Below are 21,845 nucleotides of genomic sequence, written 5' to 3' on the forward strand. Positions count from 1 at the left end.
GCATATATCTTTGTATTATGATTGTAGAGAACACACAAACCCAAATGCGGAAGGGGATATTAGAGTACTGTATACTCTCCATAATATCTAAAGGCGAAACCTACGCATCAGATATCATTGCCGATTTAAAGAAAGCCCGGCTGCTTGTAGTTGAGGGTACGCTATACCCTTTATTAACCCGCTTAAAAAACAACGGGTTGTTAAGTTATAACTGGGTAGAGTCAACATCGGGGCCGCCAAGAAAATACTACGTGCTATCGGCCGAGGGCCGCGCGGTACTTGAACAGCTGGATACCACCTGGGCCGAGCTCTCGTTTGCTGTGCAAACTGCACTTGAGGGCCGCAACGCTATTAACCTGAATAAAAAAGACAGTTGAACAATTGACATTTAAGATCAGACCAAAAATCATCATACAAAAGAAATCATGAATAAAACCATCATCATCAATATAAACGGAACAGTATTTCACATCGAAGAAGATGCTTATGAAGTACTGAAAAATTATATGACCGATGTTAAGCGCCACTTTGCTGATGCCGAAGACAGCCTTGAGATCACCACGGATATTGAAAACCGCATTGCCGAAATGTTTACCGAGATTTTAAATACCGAGGTTAAACAGGTAATTGTTACCGCCGACGTAAATACCATTATAGCACAGATGGGTACAGTTGAAGAGTTTGAAACATCGGCCGCCGACCCTGATGCTGTTTTTACCACACATCAAACCGTTACCGGTGCGCGTAAACTATTTCGCGACCCGGATGATCACCTGATAGGCGGAGTATGCGCCGGCATTGGCAACTACTTTGATATTGACACCGTTTGGATACGCCTGGCTTTTGGCTTAGCCTTTATCCTATGGGGAACCGGCCTGTTTTTGTACATCATATTATGGATAATAGTACCTAAAGCCGCAACCCGTGCCGACAAAATGGCGATGAAGGGCGAAAAACTGGATCTGCAGGGCTTTAAAAATAACTTTGAGCAGGAACTGAAAAACGTAGAACACACCGTTAGGAATGCGCACAAAGAAGCAAGGCCTTTTGTGTACAAATCACGCGATTTTGTGGGCGACCTGTTTGATCATCTTGGTAATTTTATTGGCGGCACCGGCCGGTTTTTACTCAAGCTTTTTGGCATCTTTATATTGGGTCTATCCTGTTTCATTTCAATAGTACTTATTGTATGTTTAGCTGTTTGCCTGATGTTTGGGCAGCATGAGGCCTGGGAGATGTTTCACATCAGCCTGCCTTATTATAACGACTCTTATATCATCCTGATATCCGGCTTCTTTATCATTATTTTACCGCTTATCGCGATCATCCAACTTACACTTCGGGTTGTTTTTAACCGCGGTTTAACCAATTACCGGTCTACAGGCTACACCATGCTTATTGTTTGGATAATGGCCATCATATTTGCTGCCTACTATGGTGTAAAGATCGGCAGAGAATTTAGTGCGTATGCCAGTTTCAGCAAAAGCATAACGCTAAGCCCAACCAGCAATAACACTTATTTGCTGACACTAAACAATGCAAAAGATATAACCCGCGACGACAGTTTGCGGTTAAACCTTAAAGACCGCTTTAAAGGTAACATCACGATAAACGAAAATGATTATGATGAGTACAACGACTTTCAGCAACGCATGACACTTACCATTGAAAGAAGTGATATAGCCCAGCCCATTTTGGTGGAGTCTTTCAGCGCTCACGGCCGCGATTATGATGATGCGTTGTTAAAGGCTCAAAATACAGCTTATCATTTTACACAGCAGGATTCGGTTTTAAAATTCAATCGCAGGCTTCAAAACTTTGCTAACGATCCGTTTAACCGCCAACAAATAGAACTTACCTTAAAACTGCCGTTAAACGCCAAGGTGGTTATTGACAGAAACATTAAACATTACATTCAGGATATTGACATCAATGAGTGTAACGAAATAAACAAACAAGAGAGGCCGCAAACAACCACATTTATAATGGCTCATGATGGCTTGCAATGTAAAGTTGACACCCTGCCGGCGATAGCATCACCGGCTGTAAAACCATAAAACAATGAGATACGCTTTAATTTTTTGTATGATGCTTTTCTCGCTCAACGTGGCAGAAACACCATCAACTGATAGTAAAAGCATAAGTAAGCAAACTTGCAGTTTGGGCCTTGCGCCTAAACTGCAGGCTTATTGCCTTAAAAAAATTAAAAAGGAAAAGTTACGTTGCCGGGCGCAGAAAAACTGCTTTAAACAACTATTTGACAATACTTTACACTTTATAGGCAACGATATTTTAAGCGACCTGGTGCCTTGTTTAAAATAAATTTAAAAATCGGTGTAACCAATCGCCTATAACGCGCATCTTACTACTAAACGCCCGGTAACGACAAGGTAACCCCTCTTTTCAAAAACACCGGGCAATAAAAAATAAGCGAATAAACTAATAACTAAAAAAGAACAGATTTTCTTTTAACGGGAATTCTATTGACCAAATTTTATCACAATGAAATCACTTTACATTAAAATACTCATACTGCTTGTAGCAACCGCCTGCCTGGTAGGTACAGCAGCATTAGCCCAAACGCAAAAGCCAACGGTTAAACCAACTGCTAAAGTTTTGGGTGTGGTTACAGACGAAAACGGCAAAGGTTCGCCATTTGCATCTGTGGCATTGCTAAAAGTTAAAGACTCATCGCTGGTAAAGGGCGCCCTTACCAACGATAACGGCAACTATAGTTTTGACCACGTTAACACCGGCAGTTATATTATCCGCTCAACCGTAGTGGGATATGCCAGGGCGTACAGCAAGCCGGTTGTGGTTGGCGCCAATGCAGCCGAAATACAGGTACCGGTAATCAAACTAACCAGTACATCGAAAGTGTTAAAGGGGGTAGAGATCACATCAACCAAACCTTTGATAGAGCGTAAACTTGACCGTATGGTAATGAACGTTGAAAACAGCGTGTTGGCTGCCGGAAACGATGCAATGGAGATATTAGAACGGGTTCCGGGCGTTACCGTTGATAAAGACGATAACATTAGTGTTAAAGGCAAACAAGGCGTTACCGTAATGATAAACGATAAATTGACGCACTTGTCATCGGCGCAATTGGCTACCCTGTTACACTCTACCGATGGCAGTACGATCAAGTCGATCGAGGTTATTACCAACCCGTCGGCAAAGTACGACGCTGCGGGTACTTCGGGTATCATCAATATCGTGCTAAAAAAGAACAACTCCGTTGGTACTAACGGCACGGTAACGGCTACAGGTGGATACGGTGCCTATCCTAAAGGCAGCGCCACGGTTTCTATCAACCACAAAGAGGGCGACCTCAATTTTTATGGTTCATACAATATCGGTGGCAGGCAGAACTACAACGATATTTATATCGACCGGCTCATTGATACATCGGGCAAACAAACCTATTTTACACAGCATACCTTTATGCCGTCAACAAGGTATAACAACACTTATCGCGTTGGTGTTGATTATGATATGGGCAAAAAGAATAGCCTGGGGCTTTTATTCAGCGGTTATTATAATGGCGAAACCGACAGAAACGTTAACAATACCGTTATCGGTTCGAAACCGGGACTTGTTGACTCGCTGCAAAATACTACATCAACAATCAGTCAAACTTATCATAACTATGAGTTTGACCTGAACGATAAATTCCGCATCGACAGCCTGGGGCAGGAGATCAACTTTGATATTGATTACACTAACTTTACCAATACCAATAACGCCCTGTATAACAACTATTACCTGTTTGCCAACGAAAGCCAGCAGCATCCGCCGTTGATCCAGCGGAACCAATCGCCATCAAACATTCAGATCAATACCGAAAAAATCGACTACACCCTGCCTTTTCATAAGACCATGAAATTTGAGGCCGGGCTAAAATCGAGCTATGTTAAAACCGATAATAACCTGCAGGCCCAGGTACAAAATAGCAGCGGCGATTTTGTGAACGACACCACGCGTACCAACCATTTTATATATAAAGAAACCGTTAGCGCAGCCTATGTGAACCTGAGCAAGACGTATAAAAAAACACAGGTGCAAATAGGTTTAAGGTTAGAGGATACGCATTCGATAGGTAACTCGCTTACCACCAAGCAAATTGTGGACAGGGAGTATACCGATCTCTTCCCGAGTGTATTTATTAACCACAGCTTGTCGGCTAACCACGATATTGGCTTTTCGTACAGCCGCCGTATCGACAGGCCGCAGTACGATAACCTTAACCCTTTTCAATATAATTTGGACCAGTACACCTACTCAAAAGGAAACCCTTTTTTAAACCCGCAATACACCAACTCGTTCGAGGTTGATTATACCTATAAACACACCATCAACGTAAGTTTAAACTATAGCCATACCGACGACGTGATCACACAAATTATCCTGCCTGATAACGCCCGGAAATCGACCTACCAAACTACGCTCAACTTAAACACGCAGGACGTTTATAACATCAATATTAATGTACCCTACACCTTTACCAAGTGGTGGAGCGGTAATGCCAATTTAAACGCCAATTATTTATTGATAAAAAGCAAGGCATTGCTTGGCGCCGATCTGGACGCCGGTGCACCCGCAGCGCAGTTTAGAACAACACAAAGCCTACAGCTCAACAAAACTTTAAGAGCCGAGATTGCAAGCGCCTACCAATCGCCACAAACCTATGCGGTTTTAAAGTTGAAGGCACAATACTGGACAGATATGGGCATAAGCCAATCGCTGTTCGAGAAAAAGGCCAGTGTCAAGTTTTCGGTAAGCGATGTATTTAACACCCGCAAAAACGCCGCAACCAGCCTGTATCAAAGCCTCGATTTTGCCTTTCACCAAAAGAACGAAACCCGGGTAGCCCGCTTAACCTTTACGTATAACTTTGGCAACGCCAAATTTAAGGCCCGCCAGCATCAAACCGGCGCCGAAAGTGAAAAGGGCCGGGTGAATACCGGGAATTAAACAATGTACAAATAAGTTGATGTGCAGATGTGCAAATGCTCTCAAAGCGCCATTACATACCTAAAGCAATCTCAAATAATTGGGGTTGCTTTTTGCTTTAAGCGATCTAAACACACAGGTATTCTTCGGTGTTTTCACCAACTTTCAATTCCCCTCTTGAGAGGGGTAGATTGACTTGCGCGAAAGCTGGGGTGTGTCTCTACGCCATCGTGGTAACACATAGGTATTCTTCGGTAATTTTATGCGTTTTTTATCGAATACTCCGCTTTGACGCCCCAGGGCGACATTCGCATTTTCAACACCCATCAAACACATAGGTATTACATCGGTATACCGATGTGCAAATCAAAAGCTATTTATGCCTGATAAAAACTAATTGCTTTCGGCCTCGCGCGTCAAGCTTCCTGCTCATAAACAGGGGGGAAATTGTAAGAAATTTTTCAAAGAAGTTGTTTGTCTCTGCTCTTTATTCTTTGATCCGATCTACAGCAATAAACCTATTAAATATACTAAAATGCCTCCTCTTTTGCAAATTATTTTCAGTAAAAAAAGAAACCCTCTCATGAGTAATCTCCGCGCGCCACTCGTCTATCTCACTTCATTCGTTTCACATTAAAAACTGCAACGTTTTGCAGATAACCAATTGAAATGCAACAGCTTAATCCTTGCTATTTTTGACACCACCAAACGCCATGCCTTTGTTAGCGTTGTCGCCAACAAAACGGAACGTTAAAAAATGAACCCCATGAAAAAAACCCTATTCGCCATTGCCGCCCTGCTGTTACTGGCAGCCTGCAGCGAAAAAAAGACCGAAAACACAACAGCAGCAGATACATCGGCAACCACCGCCGCTGTAGCTGTTGAAGCACTCACCAAAGCCGGCAAGGCAGCAGTGCCCGGGCCGGATACGAGCATAAAGATCACCGAAGAATACGCAAAGCTCGTAGCCCGCGACGCTTACTTCTGGGCATGGCCTTTGGTTAATATGTACAACCGCAGGCTGGCTTTTGCCGGTGTGAAAGACTTTGCCATGGCCGGGCCGCTTATACAAGCGCCCCTCAACCGCTTTGGCATGCTTACCGATTACGTGACACCAACCGAGCGCGCGGTTGCCTGCCCCAATCAGGACGTGGTTTATGGTATCGGCGCGCTGGCGCTCGATATATCGCCGGTTGTGATACAGGTGCCCGATTTTGGCGATCGTTTTTGGGTGTACCAGATCGTAGATCTGCGTACCGATGGGTTTGCACCGCTTGGTAAAATGCACCATACCAAACCTGGCTTTTACCTGCTTGCCGGGCCAAAATGGAAAGGCGATGTACCCGCGGGTATTATCAAAGTATTCCGCTCTTCCACCAACACGGGCATAGTTGGCCCCCGTGTATTTATGGATGATACGCCCGAGGATCGCAAAGCAGTTCAGCCGGTATTGCGGTCGGTGCTAATGTACCCCTTAGCTGATTTTGACGGTAAAATGAAAACAAAAGACTGGAGCGCGGTTCCAAAACTACCCGGCGGCACAGGAGGCAGCGAGGAGGTCAAATGGGTAATTCCCGACAAATTCTTTGACGAACTGCCCACTGTATTGGCCGATGCCCCGCCGCAGCCTGGCGAAGAGGCCCGGTATGCCCAGGTGCTTGCCGTAATAGCTGCTGCCAAAAAAGATCCGAAATTAAAAGCCGCCATGATACAGGCTGCCGCCGAAGTGGAGCAGCAGGTTGTGACCCCTTTGTTCCAGTTCCGCAATTTTGGCAAGCAATTACCTTATCATTGGAGCACGATCAATAACGGGTCGGCCTGGGGAACGGATTACTTTACCCGTACGGCAGCAGCAAAATCAAATATTTTGGTGAACGTACCCGATGAGACCAAATACTTTTATCAGGACCTTGACCAGGATGGCGGCAGACTTACCGGCGCCGGCCAGTATACCGTTACGTTCGGCAAGGGCCAAACGCCACCCGTTAATGGTTTCTGGTCGCTCACCATGTACAACGAACATCATTTTTTCGAGATCAACAATTTGAACAGGTACTCATTGGGCACAAAAAACAAGAACCTGAAATATAATGCTGATGGTTCGTTGACCATTTATGTACAGGCTACACAGCCTTCGGCGGATAGATTTGCCAACTGGCTGCCATCGCCCAAGGGAAGCTTCACTTTATACATACGTGCCTACTGGCCAAAAGAGGAGGTGATAAACGGTTCGTGGACACCGCCCGCAGTGGTCAAAATAAAACAATAGTGAATTGATGGATCACAGGGCCATATTTGTATAGTATTTTTTCCGTCCCGCAGGGTCTCTCGATAGAGGACCCTGCGCCTGCATACTTATCCGAAGCACGATGTTTAAAAGATAATCGCTACTTTTCGTCCCCGCAGGGTCTCTCGATAGAGGACCCTGCGCCTGCATACCTATCCGAAGCACAATGTTTAAAAGATAATCGCTACTTTTCGTCCCCGCAGGGTCTCTCGATAGAGGACCCTGCGCCTGCATACCTATCCGAAGCACAATGTTTAAAAGATAATCGCTACTTTTAAGCGTGGCTATCAGAACTCAACACCAACTAACCGAACAAATCTGGTTCATCACTTTTACTTGTTTTAGTCCCCGCAGGGTCTCTCGATAGAGGACCCTGCGCCTGCATACCTATCCGAAGCACAATATTTAAAAGATAATCGCTACTTTTTCGTCCCCGCAGGGTCTCTCGATAGAGAACCCTGCGCCTGCATACCTATCCGAAGCACAATGTTTTTTCGTCCCCGCAGGGTCTCTCGATAGAGGACCCTGCGCCTGCATACCTATCCGAAACACAATGTTTAAAAGATAATCGCTACTTTTAAGCGTGGCTATCAGAACTCAACACCAATTAACCGAACAAATCTGGTTCATCACTTTTACTTGTTACAAATGGCTGCCGTTGTTTGAAATTACAAAGTCGTATGATCTGATTTATAATTGGTTGGTATTTATTCGCGAAAAGCATAATATAGAAACATTCGCTTTTGTAATTATGCCTAACCATGTGCATTTGTTGCTTTATATTCCGGATGATAAGATCAATCTAAACAAGCTAATGGCAAACGCCAAACGCTTTATAGCGTATGGGTTAGTTAAAAAACTACAGGAAACGGGGAACGAGCAATTATTAATCACTTTAACAAATGCCTGTTCGGAAAAGGAAAAAGCTAAAGGGCAATTGCACAAAATATTTGAGCCTTCGTTTGACGCTAAACCGGTTTATAGCACTGCGTTTTGGGAGCAGAAACTGGATTACATTCATAACAATCCGGTAAGCGGTAAATGGAGTTTGTGCGCTGAATATACCAATTATCCGCATAGCAGTGCGTCATTCTATATCGATGGTGTTATACATCCTGATGTGGATATAACGAATTATTATAGCAAATGGGATAGGTAGTATTATGGGACGTAATCCGCAGGGTCCTCTGTCGAGAGACCCTGCGGGCACACAAACGGTAAATAAGTACGCTTCGCGCCCTGCAATATTTCTGCTTTCTTCTTCACCATATTTATATTGCAATTTGTTTTAGGTAGTCGTAATATGCGACCAGGAACTGCCCCCCAATGCCCCTATCTCCCAACCATAAACACCGCATTGCTAAACAACAACTTCCCATTCTCCCAAAAACTGCGGAAAAGCGGGTCATCGGCCATGTAAACAATGCTGCCGCGGCCCGCTGGCTGTACGCCGAATAACAGGCCTTTGTTTAGTTTAACTTTGGTTTTTTGCCCTACAAAACCGGCTACATAAGCATCTTTATTAATAGTGCCTACGTTCCAGCCATCATCGTTACCTAAAAATTCAAACAGTTTATCATCCAGTTTTAAGGTGTAGTAAAAATCGGGCAAACCAAAACCCAGCGGATGGGTGTTATCAATGTTTACTTTATAGATAGCCCCTGGTATACTGCTTTTGAGCGATTCGCGATCGCGGTTATCATAAGTCCTCACCTCGTCGGCTGTAGTTTTCTTATCGTCTTTGTCGGCTTTCTTTTCTTCTTTATTCTTGATCAGGAAACCTTTTTTGTCAACAAGGCTTGATGTGGCATCGTTTATCGCGATCAGTTTACCACCCTCGCGTATCCAGTTCTGCAGCTTATCAAACGGAGCGGCATCATAACCACCATCGGGAAAGATAAGCACATCAAAATCGCTCAGCCTGATCCGGTTCAGATCCTGCAAACGTACAACGGTAACCGGGTAACCAATTTGCTGTTCAAACAACTGCCACACTTCGCCCATCGAGCTTGATGATACGCCATCGCCGGCAACAAGCATAATGTTGGGCTTGTTAATATAACGGATGGACGACGAACCCAGATCATTCCCCTTATCTACAAAACCCGAAGCTAACCTGCTCAAGTGGCAGCCAAATTGGTGTGCAGTTTGGGTAACCAGCGCATCTAAATTGGGTTGATTATTTCCCGCCCGGGTTATAATCAGGCTGCCTGCAGCAAACTGCTTGCCCGCTTCCTCAAAAGGTTTTTCGGAGTAACGCACCTTGATATTTTGCTTTAACAATGCGGCCAAAAATTGCACATTCTGCATCGATTTCCATTCGCACACATAAGCATACGGATTGACCGGGGAGTCCGCATCCCTGTCGACAGACATTTTAGCATTTTGCGGTTTAATGCTTTGCTTTAACCCGTAGGTTTTTAAGCCGTAAGCATAAGGCAAGGCCCAGGCGGTAATATCGTAGGTGTTAGAGTCGGCCACAAAGGTTTTAGGCTCAAACAGCACATTCAACAGCACGGCTTTAGGCTGGTGCGCGTCTATCACCATATCGTTAAGGTCTACATTAAACGTTTCGGTTTTGCCGTTAAAGTAGTTGTATCCCGAAAGGCCCTTAGGGCCGCCAAACCCATATTGTATGCCGTTACGATCAAGCAGCTTAGCCAGCGCCTTGATATTATCCGTGTTATCATTTTTAATCACATAGCCTTTGTACTCGCCCGGTGGATCACTGATGCTGCTATCAAAGAATTTTTTAAACTCGCCCATCAGTTTCGGGGCGTTTGCCGATGCGACCTCCACGGTGCTCATGCCGGTGGTATAGTGATGCAGGATACGGTCGGCAAGGGTTAGGGTATCACCATCGTGCGTAATCACGGCAAGTCCGGCGCTAATACCGGCCTGTTCGTACGTCATCCCGATGGAGCCGTTGTACAGCGGGTAAGTATCGCCGTATGAGGGGTAAAGCAAATCAAACTCCTCTTTGGTAAAATACATCCAGGCGTTTTTATCAAAGTATTTGGCATTGTTTTTACCGATGGTTGTTTGAAACTCGCGTTGCCACTTGCTGATCACTTTATGAAAAGGCTCGGCAGCCGGGGCAAAGTAATAAGGCGCGTTGATACCCTGTTCGTGATAATCAACATGCACCTGCGGCAGCCATTGGTTAAACAAAGCCACCCTGGCCTGCGATTCTTTTTGGGTTTGCCATGCCCAGTCGCGGTTTAAATCAAAATAATAGTGGTTAACCCGTCCGCCGGGCCATGGTTCCATGTGCTCGCGCGATAATGGGTTAGCATCGCCCGCCAAACTGCGGATGGGGTTGTAAAAGTTTACATAGCGGTCGCGCCCGTCGGGATTGATGCAGGGATCGATAACTACAACGGTGTTTTTTAACCATTCTTTAGTTTGTGTGTTTGCCGGGTCGGCCAGGGCAAACAGCGTTAACATGGCCGCCTCGCTGCTGCTGGGCTCGTTGCCATGTACATTATAGCTTAACCAAACCACAGCCGGACCCGTAGTGTTGCCGGTACCGCTTTCCAATCCCGCAAGGCGCAGGTTATTTTTGCGGATATCCTCCAGCTTATTGATATTGTCATCGTTAGCGATGAAAGCTACCATCAGGGGCCTGCCTTCGTTGGTGCTGCCGTACTGCTGCAATTTTACATTTTTGCTGTTTTGCGCAATGTATTTGAAGTAATCGACAATACGGTAATGCGGCGTAAACTGATCACCCAATTTGTAGCCCAGAAATTGCGCCGGCGATTGGATGGTTTGCGCTTTGGCACCAAGCAGAAAACAAACAGAAAGGATTAAGGTCAGGTATCTTTTCATGTAAAATATAATATAGATTAGCTAAGCTAATTAAATTCTTTAGCACTTTGCCTGTGGCTATAACGAAAAAACGTGTTAAACCATTGTATTACAGATCTCCGAAAGGCACATCAAGCAACTCGTAGTTTTGCCAGCCAATAAAGTCAAAGTGCCACCACTCGTTACTCAGCACCCTAAAGCCGTGGTGCTCCATAGCGGTTTTCAATATCAGGCGGTTTTGTAAAATCTGCGGCGGCAGGTTTGGATAATCGGCAGCAGCTATAGGGCTAAAGCTATCAAACGGTGTAGGCATATCCAGCTCTTTCCCGGTTTTCAGGTTGATCAGGCTCAAGTCGATAGCGCAGCCACGGTTATGTTTGGAACCCTTTTTGGGGTTGGCCACAAAGTTTTTGTCGCTGGCTTTTTGGTAAAACTGCACTGTTACCGAATATGGGCGATAGGCGTCGTAGATCTTCAAACCTAAACCTTGTAAAGCCAGTTCGGCTTCAACAGCCCTGAGCGCTTTGGCAACCGGCAGGCGGGTAAAGGCGCGTGCCTGGGTATACATGCGTTGGTGCATAAAGTTATTCGGCGTAGCATAACGGATATCGAGCTGTATGCCCGGCACGTATTTGCTGATCTCTACCAATTGCTTTTCGGGCAATACTTTGATCTGATTTTTGTAGGCGCTTACGCTGATGACATGCAGCGAGTCGCGGTAATCCTGCGCAACGGCACCAACAACCGCAAGCATCAGAACAAGAAATACGTGGCTGAATTTCGCTTTCATTAACGGTGCGACACGATAAGCAGGTCGAGATCCTTACATGGGATGTTAAACCTGTCGCCAATATGCTTGTTGGTTAAATGCCCCTGGTAAATATATACCGAGTTGCGCACGCCCGATTTTTGCCAGATCACGTTTTTCAAACCACCGTGCTCGCCGATATCCAACAAAATAGGCGTAAAAATATTGGTAAGTGCATAAGTTGCGGTACGCGCAACGCGCGATGCAATGTTGGGTACACAATAGTGTATCACATCGTGTTTACGGAAAACCGGGTGGGTATGGTTAGTAATTTCGGATGTTTCAAAACAGCCGCCCTGGTCAATACTTACGTCAATGATCACCGAGTTGGGTTTCATTTTACTCACCGTGGCCTCACTTACAATACATGGGCTGCGGCCCGATTCGGCACGCATGGCGCCAATGGCTACATCGCAGGTAGTAATAGCTTTTTCTAACACAATGGGCTGCACTACCGATGTAAATACCCGGCTGCCAATGTTGTTCTGCAAACGGCGCAGTTTATAGATCGACGGATCGAAAACCTTAACCTGCGCACCTAATGATATGGCTGTACGTGCGGCGTATTCGCCAACGGTACCTGCACCTAATATTACAATCTCAGTTGGTGGCACGCCGGTTATGCCGCCCAGCATCAGGCCCTTGCCCTCAAACACATTGCTCAGGTATTCGCCGGCTATCAGTATCGAAGTTGCGCCCACAATTTCGCTCATGGCGCGTACCACGCTCAGTGAACCGCCTTCGTCTAAAATATCTTCAAAACATAGCGCGGTTATCTTTTTATGGATAAGTGCGTTAATGTATTCGGGTTTTAAGGTAGAGTGCTGCAAGGCTGATATCAGGGTTTGATGTGGCTTCATCAGCGCGATCTCCTCCAGTGTTGGCGGTGCTATTTTGATAATGATATCGGCCTGCTCGTAAACCGATTTGTTATCATACACTATTCTTGCACCCTGCTCGCTGTAGTGATTATCGTAAAAGTTGGCGGCTTTGCCGGCATTGGTTTCTAAAACAACCTCGTGGCCGTTATTGATGAGCAGCGCAACCGAGAGCGGCGTTAACGCAATGCGGTTTTCCTGGAAGGATATTTCGCGCGGGATACCGATGTAAAGCTTATTCTTTTTATTCTTAACTTCCAGCATCGACTCCTGCGTCTGCATCATGGCTTGCTTCGCGACGTCGGAAAATCCGCTTAAAATCCCTGAGCTCATATTGTTTCTGTTTCCGGTTGATGAAGGTACGTAAAAAGATGCTGATATTAAATATTTGAAATGTGAATCTCTCTTTTATTATCGGCTAATATTTCGATATTGATATCCAGATAATGCTCCGGTAACAGATCTGCTATTTTTTCGGGCCATTCAATAAAGCAATACTCGCCCGAGTAAAAGTATTCTTCATAACCCATATCCAGGGCTTCGGTTTGGTTTTTCAACCGGTAAAAATCAAAGTGGTAAATTTTACCTTTCGGGATGAGGTATTCGTTCACGATGGAGAACGTGGGGCTGCTGGTGTTCTCGCCGGTACCCAACGCTGCACAGATAGCTTTGATAAGCGTGGTTTTACCCGCCCCCATTTCACCGTGAAACAAAAATATTTTTTGGTTGCCTGCTGCTTCAATAATTTTATCTGCAATTGTTTGGATATTTTCAAGCTGATACTGAAAATGTTTATCAGTTAACTTTTGGTTCATAATAGATCAATTCTAAACCTGAAATGTTTTTGAATGCCTTATCGGCAGTAATTAAGGGTGATTTATAATAAATAGCGGTGGCAGCTATAATTGAATCAGGTAATTTAAGCTTCTTTTGTTTACGAATATTAATGATAATGTCTTTCATCTCATCAGGATACCTCATTATTCCAAGATTGCTTAAAAGCCGTTTTATTTGAAATAACGTTTTATCATCAAGATCGGGTGCAGAGAGAATCTCGAGTTCAACGATAAAAGAGATCTTTGGACTAAAGTCAGAAAAGAATTTAAGGAGATCTGAATCGCCGGCCAATAAATATAACAGGATATTGCTATCTAAAAATATCCAATCACCATTCATCGCGCCAACGTCTTTGCATAACTACCGGGTCTTCGTCCAACGTAATTACCCCTACAAAACTTTCGAATAGTTTTTTACGCTCTTCTCTCTGTTTTTCGTAGATCTTGTTTAACTCTTTTTTGATTTTTTCGGGAGAGTCACCTCTTTTTATAACTACTACCATATTCAAATTTAAGCATAAATTTATATACCCATCTCACCCATTGCAATTATCGCAACTCTTTGACAAAACACATCGGTATTTATCGGTATTTTTCATTCGTTTTTGACCAATTTCTTTACACCGATTATCAAATTCATAATTTACCGAACCACATTTTTCCATAGCCCATTCTCACTAATATAAGCAAAATTGAGCATTTATTAAAGCAACAACACGCTTATTTAACGTGCCTTTTTATTTTAATGTAAACCAGTTTGCTGGTGGGTGTATTGCTCTTTTCGGCAACGCTGTCTATCGGTACCAGTACATTGGCTTCGGGATAGTAGGTAGCGGTATTCCTTTCGGGGATATTATACGGAACCACAATAAATAGCCGGGCTACTCTTTCCTGTCCTTTATAATAACTAAACAGGTCAACCTGGTCACCTGCTTTTAATCCTTCCCTCATTATATCGGCTGCATTCATAAATATTACCCGCCGCTCGTTATGGATGCCGCGGTATCGGTCGTCTAAACCATAAATGGTGGTATTAAACTGGTCATGGCTGCGGATGGTGGTCATGCCGTATTCATCATCCGCCATCATCGTGTGATCGGGTAAGCCGGCAATGTTAAACACCGCCTTGTCTTTAAACTTCGGTGTCGGAAATTTGCCCTCGCGCGGTGCATTAGGTAAATAAAAACCTGCTTTTTGCCGTACGCGTTGATTATAATCCTCAAACCCGGGCACCACTTTTTCAATATCATCGCGAATGGTATCATAGTTCCCCGCGTACTTATCCCAATCCACTACCGATCTTTGGCCCAGTGTTGCCCTGGCCAGTTCGCAAATAATAACGGTTTCGCTTTTCAGCTGATCTGATACCGGCTCCAATATCCCTTTGGATTGCTGCACCACCCCCATCGAGTTTTCGCAGCTTACTACCTGGTTAACACCGTTTATCATGTCGCGGTCGCTGCGGGCATAGGTTGGTAGTATTATAGCTTCTTCGCCATGCACCAGGTGGCTGCGGTTCAATTTGGTTGAGATCTGTACCGTCAGTTTCATTTTTCTCAGGCCGTCGGCGGTATAACGGGTATCCGGTGTAGCCGATAAAAAATTGCCACCCATCGCAAAAAACACCCTGAGCTTCCCCTCATGCATCGCTTTGATCGACTCCACCACGTCAAAACCGTTTTGGCGCGGTGGCTCAAAACCAAACACTTCTTTAAGCTTATCCAACTGCTCTTTTTTGGGCTTGTCAAATATCAGCATGGTGCGGTTGCCCTGCACGTTACTGTGCCCGCGCACCGGGCAAAGGCCCGCGCCGGGTTTGCCTATTGCACCTTTTAACAAAACTAAATTGGCTATCTCTTTAACCGTATCAACACCGTTAACATGCTGGGTAACCCCCATGGCCCAGCAGATAATGATCTTGCCGGTATGTTTTAGCATCTCAGCCGCTTCCTTGATCTGCGAAAGCGGTACACCTGCCAGCTTAGCCAGTTCATCAAGGTTATATTTTTTCAAACTATCAATAAATTCATCGTAGCCTGCCGTATTCTTTTTAATAAAATCGTGATCAAATACCTTTCCGGGGGCTTCCTTTTCGGCTTCCAAAAGCAGCAGTTCGATAGCTTTCAGCAGCGCCATATCGCCGTTTATTTTTACCTGCAGGTATAAATCGGCAAGGGTGGTGCTAAAGCCCAGCGCACCTTTTACCGTTTGCGGGTTTTTAAAAGCGATCAATCCGGCCTCGTGCAACGGGTTAATAGCAATGATCTTGCTGCCGTTCTTTTTGGCTTTTTCTAAAGCGGTTAGCATACGCGGGTGGTTGGTGCCAGGGTTTTGCCCGATCACCAGGATCACATCAGTATGGTAAAAATCGTCGAGCGTAACTGTGCCCTTGCCTATCCCTATCGATTCGGCCAAACCAACACCTGTCGATTCGTGGCACATGTTCGAGCAGTCGGGCAGGTTATTGGTACCAAACTCCCGCACAAATAACTGGTACACAAACGATGCTTCGTTACTTGTGCGCCCCGAGGTATAAAATGCCGCCTCATCCGGCGACTTTAATTCATTGAGGTGTTCAGCAATCTTTTTAAACGCGCCATCCCAGCTAATGGGCAGGTAATGGGTGCCGCCTTTCGGCAGATAGACAGGCTGGGCAATGCGCCCCTTTTTGCCCATCTCATAATCGTTTAATGCAGCCAGATCGGCAACGGAGTTTTTTGCAAAAAATTCAGCATCCAGTTTTTTATTGGTCGCTTCCCAGGCCAGTGCCTTGGCGCCGTTCTCGCAATATTCGGCAAAAGGCGAGCGGTCGTCATCCGGGTCGGGCCAGGCACAGCTTGAGCAGTCAAAGCCGCCGGGCTGGTTCATTTTGAGCAAGGCCTTTAATCCCCGCAAAGGGTTAGCTTCTTCTTCCAGTACATCTTTAAACGCTGCGCCAACTGCCCGCATCCCCGCCGCCCACTCCTTTGGCTCAGTAACTTCCAGGCCGGTAAGCACTTCGGGATTTTCGGCGTTTGGCTGTTTAGTCTTCGTGCTCATGGCTGTGTAAGGCTAAAGGGTTGGGGTAGTTATCGCTCTGGTCTTCGGCTACATTATCCAGGCATTTAAAATCCTTTTCAACGTACAGCATCAGCTTGCCGTCTTCATTTTCAAAACCCACACGTTCGGTATCCGTCCACTCGCTGGCCATGTTTTCGGGCATCAGCATCGTAATCATATCATTATCAAAAGTTGCCTTTAATACTTCGGTATTGCTTGCCCGCAAAATATAGGTAAGGATTTTATTGCCAAAGTCGGTTTGCTCGGTAATCACGCCTTCAACTTTAAACTGTTCCACTTCGGGTCGGGTTAGCCTGTAACGTACGGTATTGCCCCTGATGCGTATTTTCATAACTTATAAAATAATGCGGTGTGCCGATGTATAAATATTAAAACGGTTGTTGCGTAAAAAACCCACGAGCGTAATATTAAACTCGTCGGCCAGTTGTACCGCCAAAGTTGATGGCGCGCCTATAGCCGCCATGATGTTAATGCCCGCCATAGCCGCCTTTTGTACCAGTTCAAAACTGGCGCGGCCGCTTAACAGTAAAATGTTTTGGTGTAACGGCAGCCGGCCCTGACGAAGAGCCTCTCCTATCAGTTTATCCAGTGCGTTATGCCTGCCCACATCCTCGCGCACAAGCAGCATTTTTCCATCGCCGGTAAACAGCGCCGAAGCATGCAAACCCCCGGTTTCGTCAAATACCTCCTGGTGTTGGCTCAATATGGCGGGTAGCCTGTTCAATATTTCAACTGTGGTCGTGTTATCATCGGGCAAACCTAAAGCAAACCGGTTTACAGTACGGATGGCACCGATGGACGATTTACCGCATACCCCACAGCTTGATGTGGTGTAAAAATTGCGTTCGGTATTTTGCAGGTTGGGCCGTACGTTTTCTTTCAGCGTAACCTGTATCACATTCTGCCGGTTTTCATCGCAGGCAATAAAGCAATGCTCAACAGATTCAACATCGTCACCGCTTTGAATAATGCCCTCGGTAAATAAAAAACCCAAAGCCAGTTCGGCATCGTTACCCGGTGTCCGCATGGTTACCGATACATTGCGCTTTTCGCGATTGAACAGGTCGCCGTATTCCAGCCGGATCTCCAGGGGTTCTTCGGCCGCAAGTTTATCCAGTGCTTCAACGTTTCCGTTGGCATTTACTTTAATAACTGGTAACTGGGTTGCAGCGGTTATAGGCATATATCAAATATACAATTTGATAAGCATGTTTGTTTAAACCTTATTATGCCGGCGTGTTAAAGTTTTTAAAACTTTCAGGCTGTGTAACCGGCAGGTATAACGTATTGCCTTGCTGCAATACTTTTTGCAGACTCATGCCCGATAGCTGCTTTACGTTATACTTCTCCCTCAGATCACGCAACCCCGCCGAAGTATAAACCGCACAAAAAGGTTCGGCGAAAGCCTCATTCCGGTAAGCGTAAAAATCATATCCGGGTTTATCAGTATAGCTCCCCATTAATTGCTGCAACGTTATGGCTTCCATATTGATCATATCGCAGGCCAACAGCAGCAGGTCCCGATCAGGATATTGCAGGTGCACACTTAAAATACCGTTTAGCGGACCGGCAATCGCCAAAGCATCGGTAATTAATTTATCGTTATCAAATATCAGGCCGTAGTTTCCGGCTTGCGCAGGATTGATGGATACCTTAACCGGGATATGGAGCGCCAGCAATTTATTAACCATCACACCGGCCCAGGTAGTATCGCCAACAGGTATCAAACCCTTATCGGTACCCATGCGCGTGCTTTTGCCTCCGCACATTACTACACTCAATAGTTGAGTTACTGCTGCCATTTCTCCCACTAACCTACAGATAAAAACAGAAAATCGATTTAAAAATAAACTTTCAATAAATTTTGAAAGTTAAATAATGTTTGTATATTTGTGTATGGAATTAGTTGAAGCAAAGCAAAAGTTTATTGAGGCGTGGGGCAAATTAGGTTCCGAATGGGGTATTAACCGTACTATGGCACAGGTGCATGCCCTGCTGCTCATCACACCCGAAGCATTGACTACCGAAGAGATCATGGAGCAGCTCAGCATATCGCGCGGCAACGCCAACATGACCCTGCGCGACCTGATGGGCTGGGGACTGGTTGAAAAGCAACTCAAAACCGGCGAGCGCAAAGAATACTTTTTTGCCGATAAGGATACCTGGAACATTGCCCGCCAGGTGGCTAAAGAGCGCCGCAAACGCGAGCTCGACCCGGTGATCAAAATATTGGATGAATTAAGTAAAGTACAGGGCGACGCAAAGGACCCGGCTTACAGTACTTTTAATAAATCGGTAACGGATATTAACAAACTGGCCAAAAACGTTGATAAAACTTTAGAAACCATGCTCAAAGCTGAGGAGAATTGGTTTTGGGGATCGGTTATCAAGATCTTTAAATAGATCTTTTTTTATGAATATATATTTCAATTATTACTGAAAATTCAATCTTAATAAAATGAACACACTAAATAGCTACCTGATCCTTTACGATGCCGAATGCCCCATGTGCAGCGTGTATACCAAAGCATTGGTGAATACCGGCTTGCTTGAAGCACAAGGCCGCGAGGCTTATCAGCAAATACAGCCCGCAGCATGCCCTATGGTTGACAGGCAGCGCGCCGTTAACGAAATAGCCTTAGTTAACCAAACCACCGGCGAAGTAGTATATGGTATAGAGAGCCTGTTTAAACTATTCGGCGCAGCCGTGCCTGTCTTAAAACCCTTGTTTACCTTCGCCCCTTTTGTATGGCTGATGAGTAAGGTGTACGCTTTCTTTTCTTACAACCGCCGGGTAATTATCCCGGTAAAGGCTACCAATGCCTACCAGCTGCAGCCTACTTTTAAACTGGACTACCGCATTGCTTACCTGCTGTTTACCTGGCTGCTTACCGCTTTTGTGCTCACCCGGTATGTACATTTAATGTACGGCTTGCTGCCACAAGGCACCGCTTACCGCGAATATCTGATATGCGGCGGGCAGATCTTTTTCCAGGGTGCGATCATCAGCCTGGTGGCTAACGAAAAACGATGGGCCTATCTCGGCAATATGATGACCATTTCTTTCGGCGGTGCACTATTGCTGCTGCCCGGTTTGCTGGTGGCGCACTGGTTCAATATAGCACCCCTGTTTTATGTGCTATACTTTTTGGCTGTAGCCGGATTGATGTTTTTAGAACATATCCGCCGCAGCAAATTATTAGGCATCGGCTGGACGCTCACCATCAGCTGGGCTACTTACCGTATGCTGGTTTTATTATTGATATTTTTAGCTAACTGATCATGAAATACAAAAAGATCATACTTGCCGGCGGCAACGGTTACCTGGGCGGCATACTGGCAGCGTACTACCGTAACTTAGCCGATGAGATCATTATTTTAAGTCGCAGCCCCAAGGCACAAAATGGCAACATCAAAACCCTGGTGTGGGATGGCAAAACCGAAGGAGATTGGGTAACCCAACTGGAAGGCGCCGAAATGCTCATTAACCTGTGCGGCAAAAACGTAAACTGCCGGTACACCAAAGCCAACCGCGCCGAGATAGTTAACTCACGTGTACTGCCTACAAAATTGTTAGGGCGGGTAGTTGAAAAACTGGTTAACCCGCCACAATTGTGGATCAACCTGTCATCAGCCACCATATATCGCCATGCCGAAGATCGTCCGCAGGATGAAGCTACCGGCGATATCGGCTATGGCTTTTCTATCGACGTGTGCAAGCAATGGGAAGCAGCCTTTTATGGATCAAATACGCCCCGAACCCGCAAAATTGCGCTGCGCATGGGCATCGTTCTGGGCATGGCCGATAGCGCCTTCCCACGGCTGCTTAACCTGGTTAAATTTGGTTTGGGCGGCAAACTGGGCGATGGCAAACAATACCTCAACTGGGTACACGAGCAGGATGCAGCCCGATGCACCGAATTTTTACTGCAACACGCCGAACTGGACGGCAACATCAACTGCACCGCGCCTGTGCCTATGCAAAATGCCCAATTTATGGCCGCTTTACGCAAAGCCTGGGGCATCCCGTTTGGCTTACCAACACCAGCCTGGCTATTAACCATAGGCATGGCCATTGTGGGCAGCGAAACCGAACTGGCGCTCAAAAGCCGTTGGGTGGTTCCCAAACGCCTGCTGGATGCCGGTTATCAGTTCCTTTTCGCCGAAGCGGAATATGCGATTAAAGACTTGTTGAGTATCGCTAAATAAAATCTATATTTAATCTTCATCACAATAAAAACTGCGAAAAATGTCCGATTCTGATAAAATAACACTGGGTTTTATGTTGCCTCCCGCAACTGCGATAGCGCTTATTGCCGCAACTATGGCGCTCGATACACATGTCGGCGAGGCTGATGGCTTTTATTTCTCGGAAGCCATCATCTTACCAATATTGATGGGCTTTATGAGTGCCTGGTTTTGGCGCGATGCCGAAATGAGCACCCGTAGAACATGGGGCTACAATTTTTTAAACTGTATTATCGCCTCCGTGCTGGCTTTTTTTGTTTTAAAAGAGGGAGCTGTTTGCCTGCTCATCGTATCACCATTGCTTTGCTTATTTACCATGCTTGGCTATGGTATTGGGCACACAACATTTAAAAAAGACAATAATCAGCTCAATGTAAGCATAGTGTTGCTATTAATGATAATCTTCATTGCCGATACGTTATCTAAACACGAATATGAAAATGTAGTTGCCGATACGATAGTCATTAATGCCCCGCCTGCCAAAGTTTGGAAAAATGTAGTGGCCTTTGAGCCGATAAAACAAGAGCCGCAATTTTGGCTGTTCAAAGCTGGCTTACCCAATCCAACAGCCGCTACCGTAACCGGCTATCATAACGGTGCCGGGCGCAAGTGTATTTTTAGTACCGGTTATACCATCGGCGAACGGATATCAACATTTGAACCGGGCAAAGACCTTACTTTTGATATCATTAGCCAACCACGTGATCCGGAAATGATGAATCACCTCGATTTGTTAAAAGGCCAGTTTTTATTAAAGGATAATGGCAATGGTACCACCACAGTAACCGGCACCAGCTGGTACAGGCTGCACGTTTTCCCGGCCTGGTATTACGATCTGTGGGCACAATCGATAGTACGTAACGTACATATCCGGGTGATGCAGCATATTAAAGAATTGAGCGAAAAGAAGTAACAAAAAAAGATTTGACAACTTTTAAAAAGTTGTCAAATCTATCCTCTTT

General features: G+C 45.4%; 19 protein-coding genes. 10 read left to right on the plus strand and 9 right to left on the minus strand.

Going from position 1 to position 21,845, the window contains the following annotated elements; all coding sequences use genetic code 11:
- The first annotated feature begins 17 nt into the window (after positions 1 to 17).
- The 6 genes from ACFGVR_RS04380 to ACFGVR_RS04405 all read left to right on the plus strand — a co-directional run bounded on the left by ACFGVR_RS04380 (position 18) and on the right by ACFGVR_RS04405 (position 8,402).
- Positions 18 to 377: a PadR family transcriptional regulator gene (locus ACFGVR_RS04380; RefSeq protein WP_448701404.1), complete on the plus strand. Its 360-nt coding sequence runs from the start codon at positions 18 to 20 to the stop codon at positions 375 to 377.
- A 48-nt stretch (positions 378 to 425) separates the two neighbouring features.
- Positions 426 to 2,057, plus strand: a complete 1,632-nt coding sequence (locus tag ACFGVR_RS04385; protein ID WP_448701405.1) for a PspC domain-containing protein — start codon at positions 426 to 428, stop codon at positions 2,055 to 2,057.
- 4 nt (positions 2,058 to 2,061) lie between these two features.
- Entirely contained in the window at positions 2,062 to 2,322 is a 261-nt protein-coding gene (locus ACFGVR_RS04390; RefSeq protein ID WP_448701407.1) for a hypothetical protein, read from the plus strand.
- Between the two features lie 180 nt (positions 2,323 to 2,502).
- Positions 2,503 to 4,977, plus strand: coding sequence for an outer membrane beta-barrel protein (locus ACFGVR_RS04395; RefSeq protein WP_448701409.1), 2,475 nt, complete (start codon positions 2,503 to 2,505; stop codon positions 4,975 to 4,977).
- 745 nt (positions 4,978 to 5,722) lie between these two features.
- Positions 5,723 to 7,225: a DUF1254 domain-containing protein gene (locus ACFGVR_RS04400; RefSeq protein WP_448701410.1), complete on the plus strand. Its 1,503-nt coding sequence runs from the start codon at positions 5,723 to 5,725 to the stop codon at positions 7,223 to 7,225.
- Between the two features lie 601 nt (positions 7,226 to 7,826).
- Positions 7,827 to 8,402: a transposase gene (locus ACFGVR_RS04405; RefSeq protein WP_448701411.1), complete on the plus strand. Its 576-nt coding sequence runs from the start codon at positions 7,827 to 7,829 to the stop codon at positions 8,400 to 8,402.
- Between the two features lie 173 nt (positions 8,403 to 8,575).
- Here ACFGVR_RS04405 and ACFGVR_RS04410 read toward each other — a convergent pair whose 3' ends face one another.
- From ACFGVR_RS04410 to mobA, 9 genes are all read right to left on the minus strand, one after another.
- Positions 8,576 to 11,074: a M14 family zinc carboxypeptidase gene (locus ACFGVR_RS04410; RefSeq protein WP_448701412.1), complete on the minus strand. Its 2,499-nt coding sequence runs from the start codon at positions 11,072 to 11,074 to the stop codon at positions 8,576 to 8,578.
- Positions 11,075 to 11,162: 88 nt separating this feature from the next.
- Positions 11,163 to 11,843: a M15 family metallopeptidase gene (locus ACFGVR_RS04415; RefSeq protein ID WP_448701413.1), complete on the minus strand. Its 681-nt coding sequence runs from the start codon at positions 11,841 to 11,843 to the stop codon at positions 11,163 to 11,165.
- A complete protein-coding gene (locus tag ACFGVR_RS04420) occupies positions 11,843 to 13,072 on the minus strand; it encodes an alanine dehydrogenase (protein WP_448701414.1) in 1,230 nt (409 codons plus the stop codon). Before ACFGVR_RS04420 ends, ACFGVR_RS04415 begins: the two co-directional genes overlap by 1 nt.
- A gap of 47 nt (positions 13,073 to 13,119) precedes the next feature.
- Positions 13,120 to 13,554 (minus strand): tRNA (adenosine(37)-N6)-threonylcarbamoyltransferase complex ATPase subunit type 1 TsaE, encoded by a 435-nt coding sequence (gene tsaE, locus ACFGVR_RS04425; RefSeq protein WP_448701416.1) that lies wholly within the window; start codon positions 13,552 to 13,554, stop codon positions 13,120 to 13,122.
- Positions 13,535 to 13,915: a type II toxin-antitoxin system VapC family toxin gene (locus ACFGVR_RS04430; protein ID WP_448701417.1), complete on the minus strand. Its 381-nt coding sequence runs from the start codon at positions 13,913 to 13,915 to the stop codon at positions 13,535 to 13,537. The genes tsaE and ACFGVR_RS04430 overlap by 20 nt, the downstream gene beginning before the upstream one ends.
- 380 nt (positions 13,916 to 14,295) lie before the next feature.
- Complete coding sequence (locus ACFGVR_RS04435; RefSeq protein ID WP_448701418.1) at positions 14,296 to 16,614, minus strand: FdhF/YdeP family oxidoreductase; 2,319 nt, start codon at positions 16,612 to 16,614, stop codon at positions 14,296 to 14,298.
- The gene (locus ACFGVR_RS04440) at positions 16,598 to 16,966 is read right to left on the minus strand and encodes a DUF7009 family protein (protein WP_448701419.1); all 369 of its coding nucleotides are present in this window, start codon (positions 16,964 to 16,966) and stop codon (positions 16,598 to 16,600) included. The genes ACFGVR_RS04435 and ACFGVR_RS04440 overlap by 17 nt, the downstream gene beginning before the upstream one ends.
- Before the next feature lie 3 nt (positions 16,967 to 16,969).
- Complete coding sequence (fdhD, locus tag ACFGVR_RS04445) at positions 16,970 to 17,818, minus strand: formate dehydrogenase accessory sulfurtransferase FdhD (protein WP_448701420.1); 849 nt, start codon at positions 17,816 to 17,818, stop codon at positions 16,970 to 16,972.
- A 43-nt stretch (positions 17,819 to 17,861) separates the two neighbouring features.
- On the minus strand, positions 17,862 to 18,437 hold the full coding sequence (mobA, locus tag ACFGVR_RS04450; protein WP_448701421.1) for a molybdenum cofactor guanylyltransferase: 576 nt from the start codon (positions 18,435 to 18,437) through the stop codon (positions 17,862 to 17,864).
- A gap of 94 nt (positions 18,438 to 18,531) precedes the next feature.
- Here mobA and ACFGVR_RS04455 point away from each other — a divergent pair, with 94 nt between their 5' ends.
- The 4 genes from ACFGVR_RS04455 to ACFGVR_RS04470 are packed head-to-tail and all read left to right on the plus strand — an operon-like array spanning position 18,532 to position 21,796.
- The gene (locus tag ACFGVR_RS04455; protein WP_448701422.1) at positions 18,532 to 19,038 is read left to right on the plus strand and encodes a GbsR/MarR family transcriptional regulator; all 507 of its coding nucleotides are present in this window, start codon (positions 18,532 to 18,534) and stop codon (positions 19,036 to 19,038) included.
- Between the two features lie 55 nt (positions 19,039 to 19,093).
- Complete coding sequence (locus ACFGVR_RS04460) at positions 19,094 to 19,915, plus strand: DUF393 domain-containing protein (protein WP_448701423.1); 822 nt, start codon at positions 19,094 to 19,096, stop codon at positions 19,913 to 19,915.
- 2 nt (positions 19,916 to 19,917) lie between these two features.
- On the plus strand, positions 19,918 to 20,844 hold the full coding sequence (locus tag ACFGVR_RS04465) for a TIGR01777 family oxidoreductase (RefSeq protein WP_448701424.1): 927 nt from the start codon (positions 19,918 to 19,920) through the stop codon (positions 20,842 to 20,844).
- 40 nt (positions 20,845 to 20,884) lie between these two features.
- Complete coding sequence (locus tag ACFGVR_RS04470) at positions 20,885 to 21,796, plus strand: hypothetical protein (RefSeq protein ID WP_448701425.1); 912 nt, start codon at positions 20,885 to 20,887, stop codon at positions 21,794 to 21,796.
- The last annotated feature ends 49 nt before the right edge of the window (positions 21,797 to 21,845 follow it).

The sequence above is a fragment of the Mucilaginibacter aureus genome, assembly GCF_053514885.1.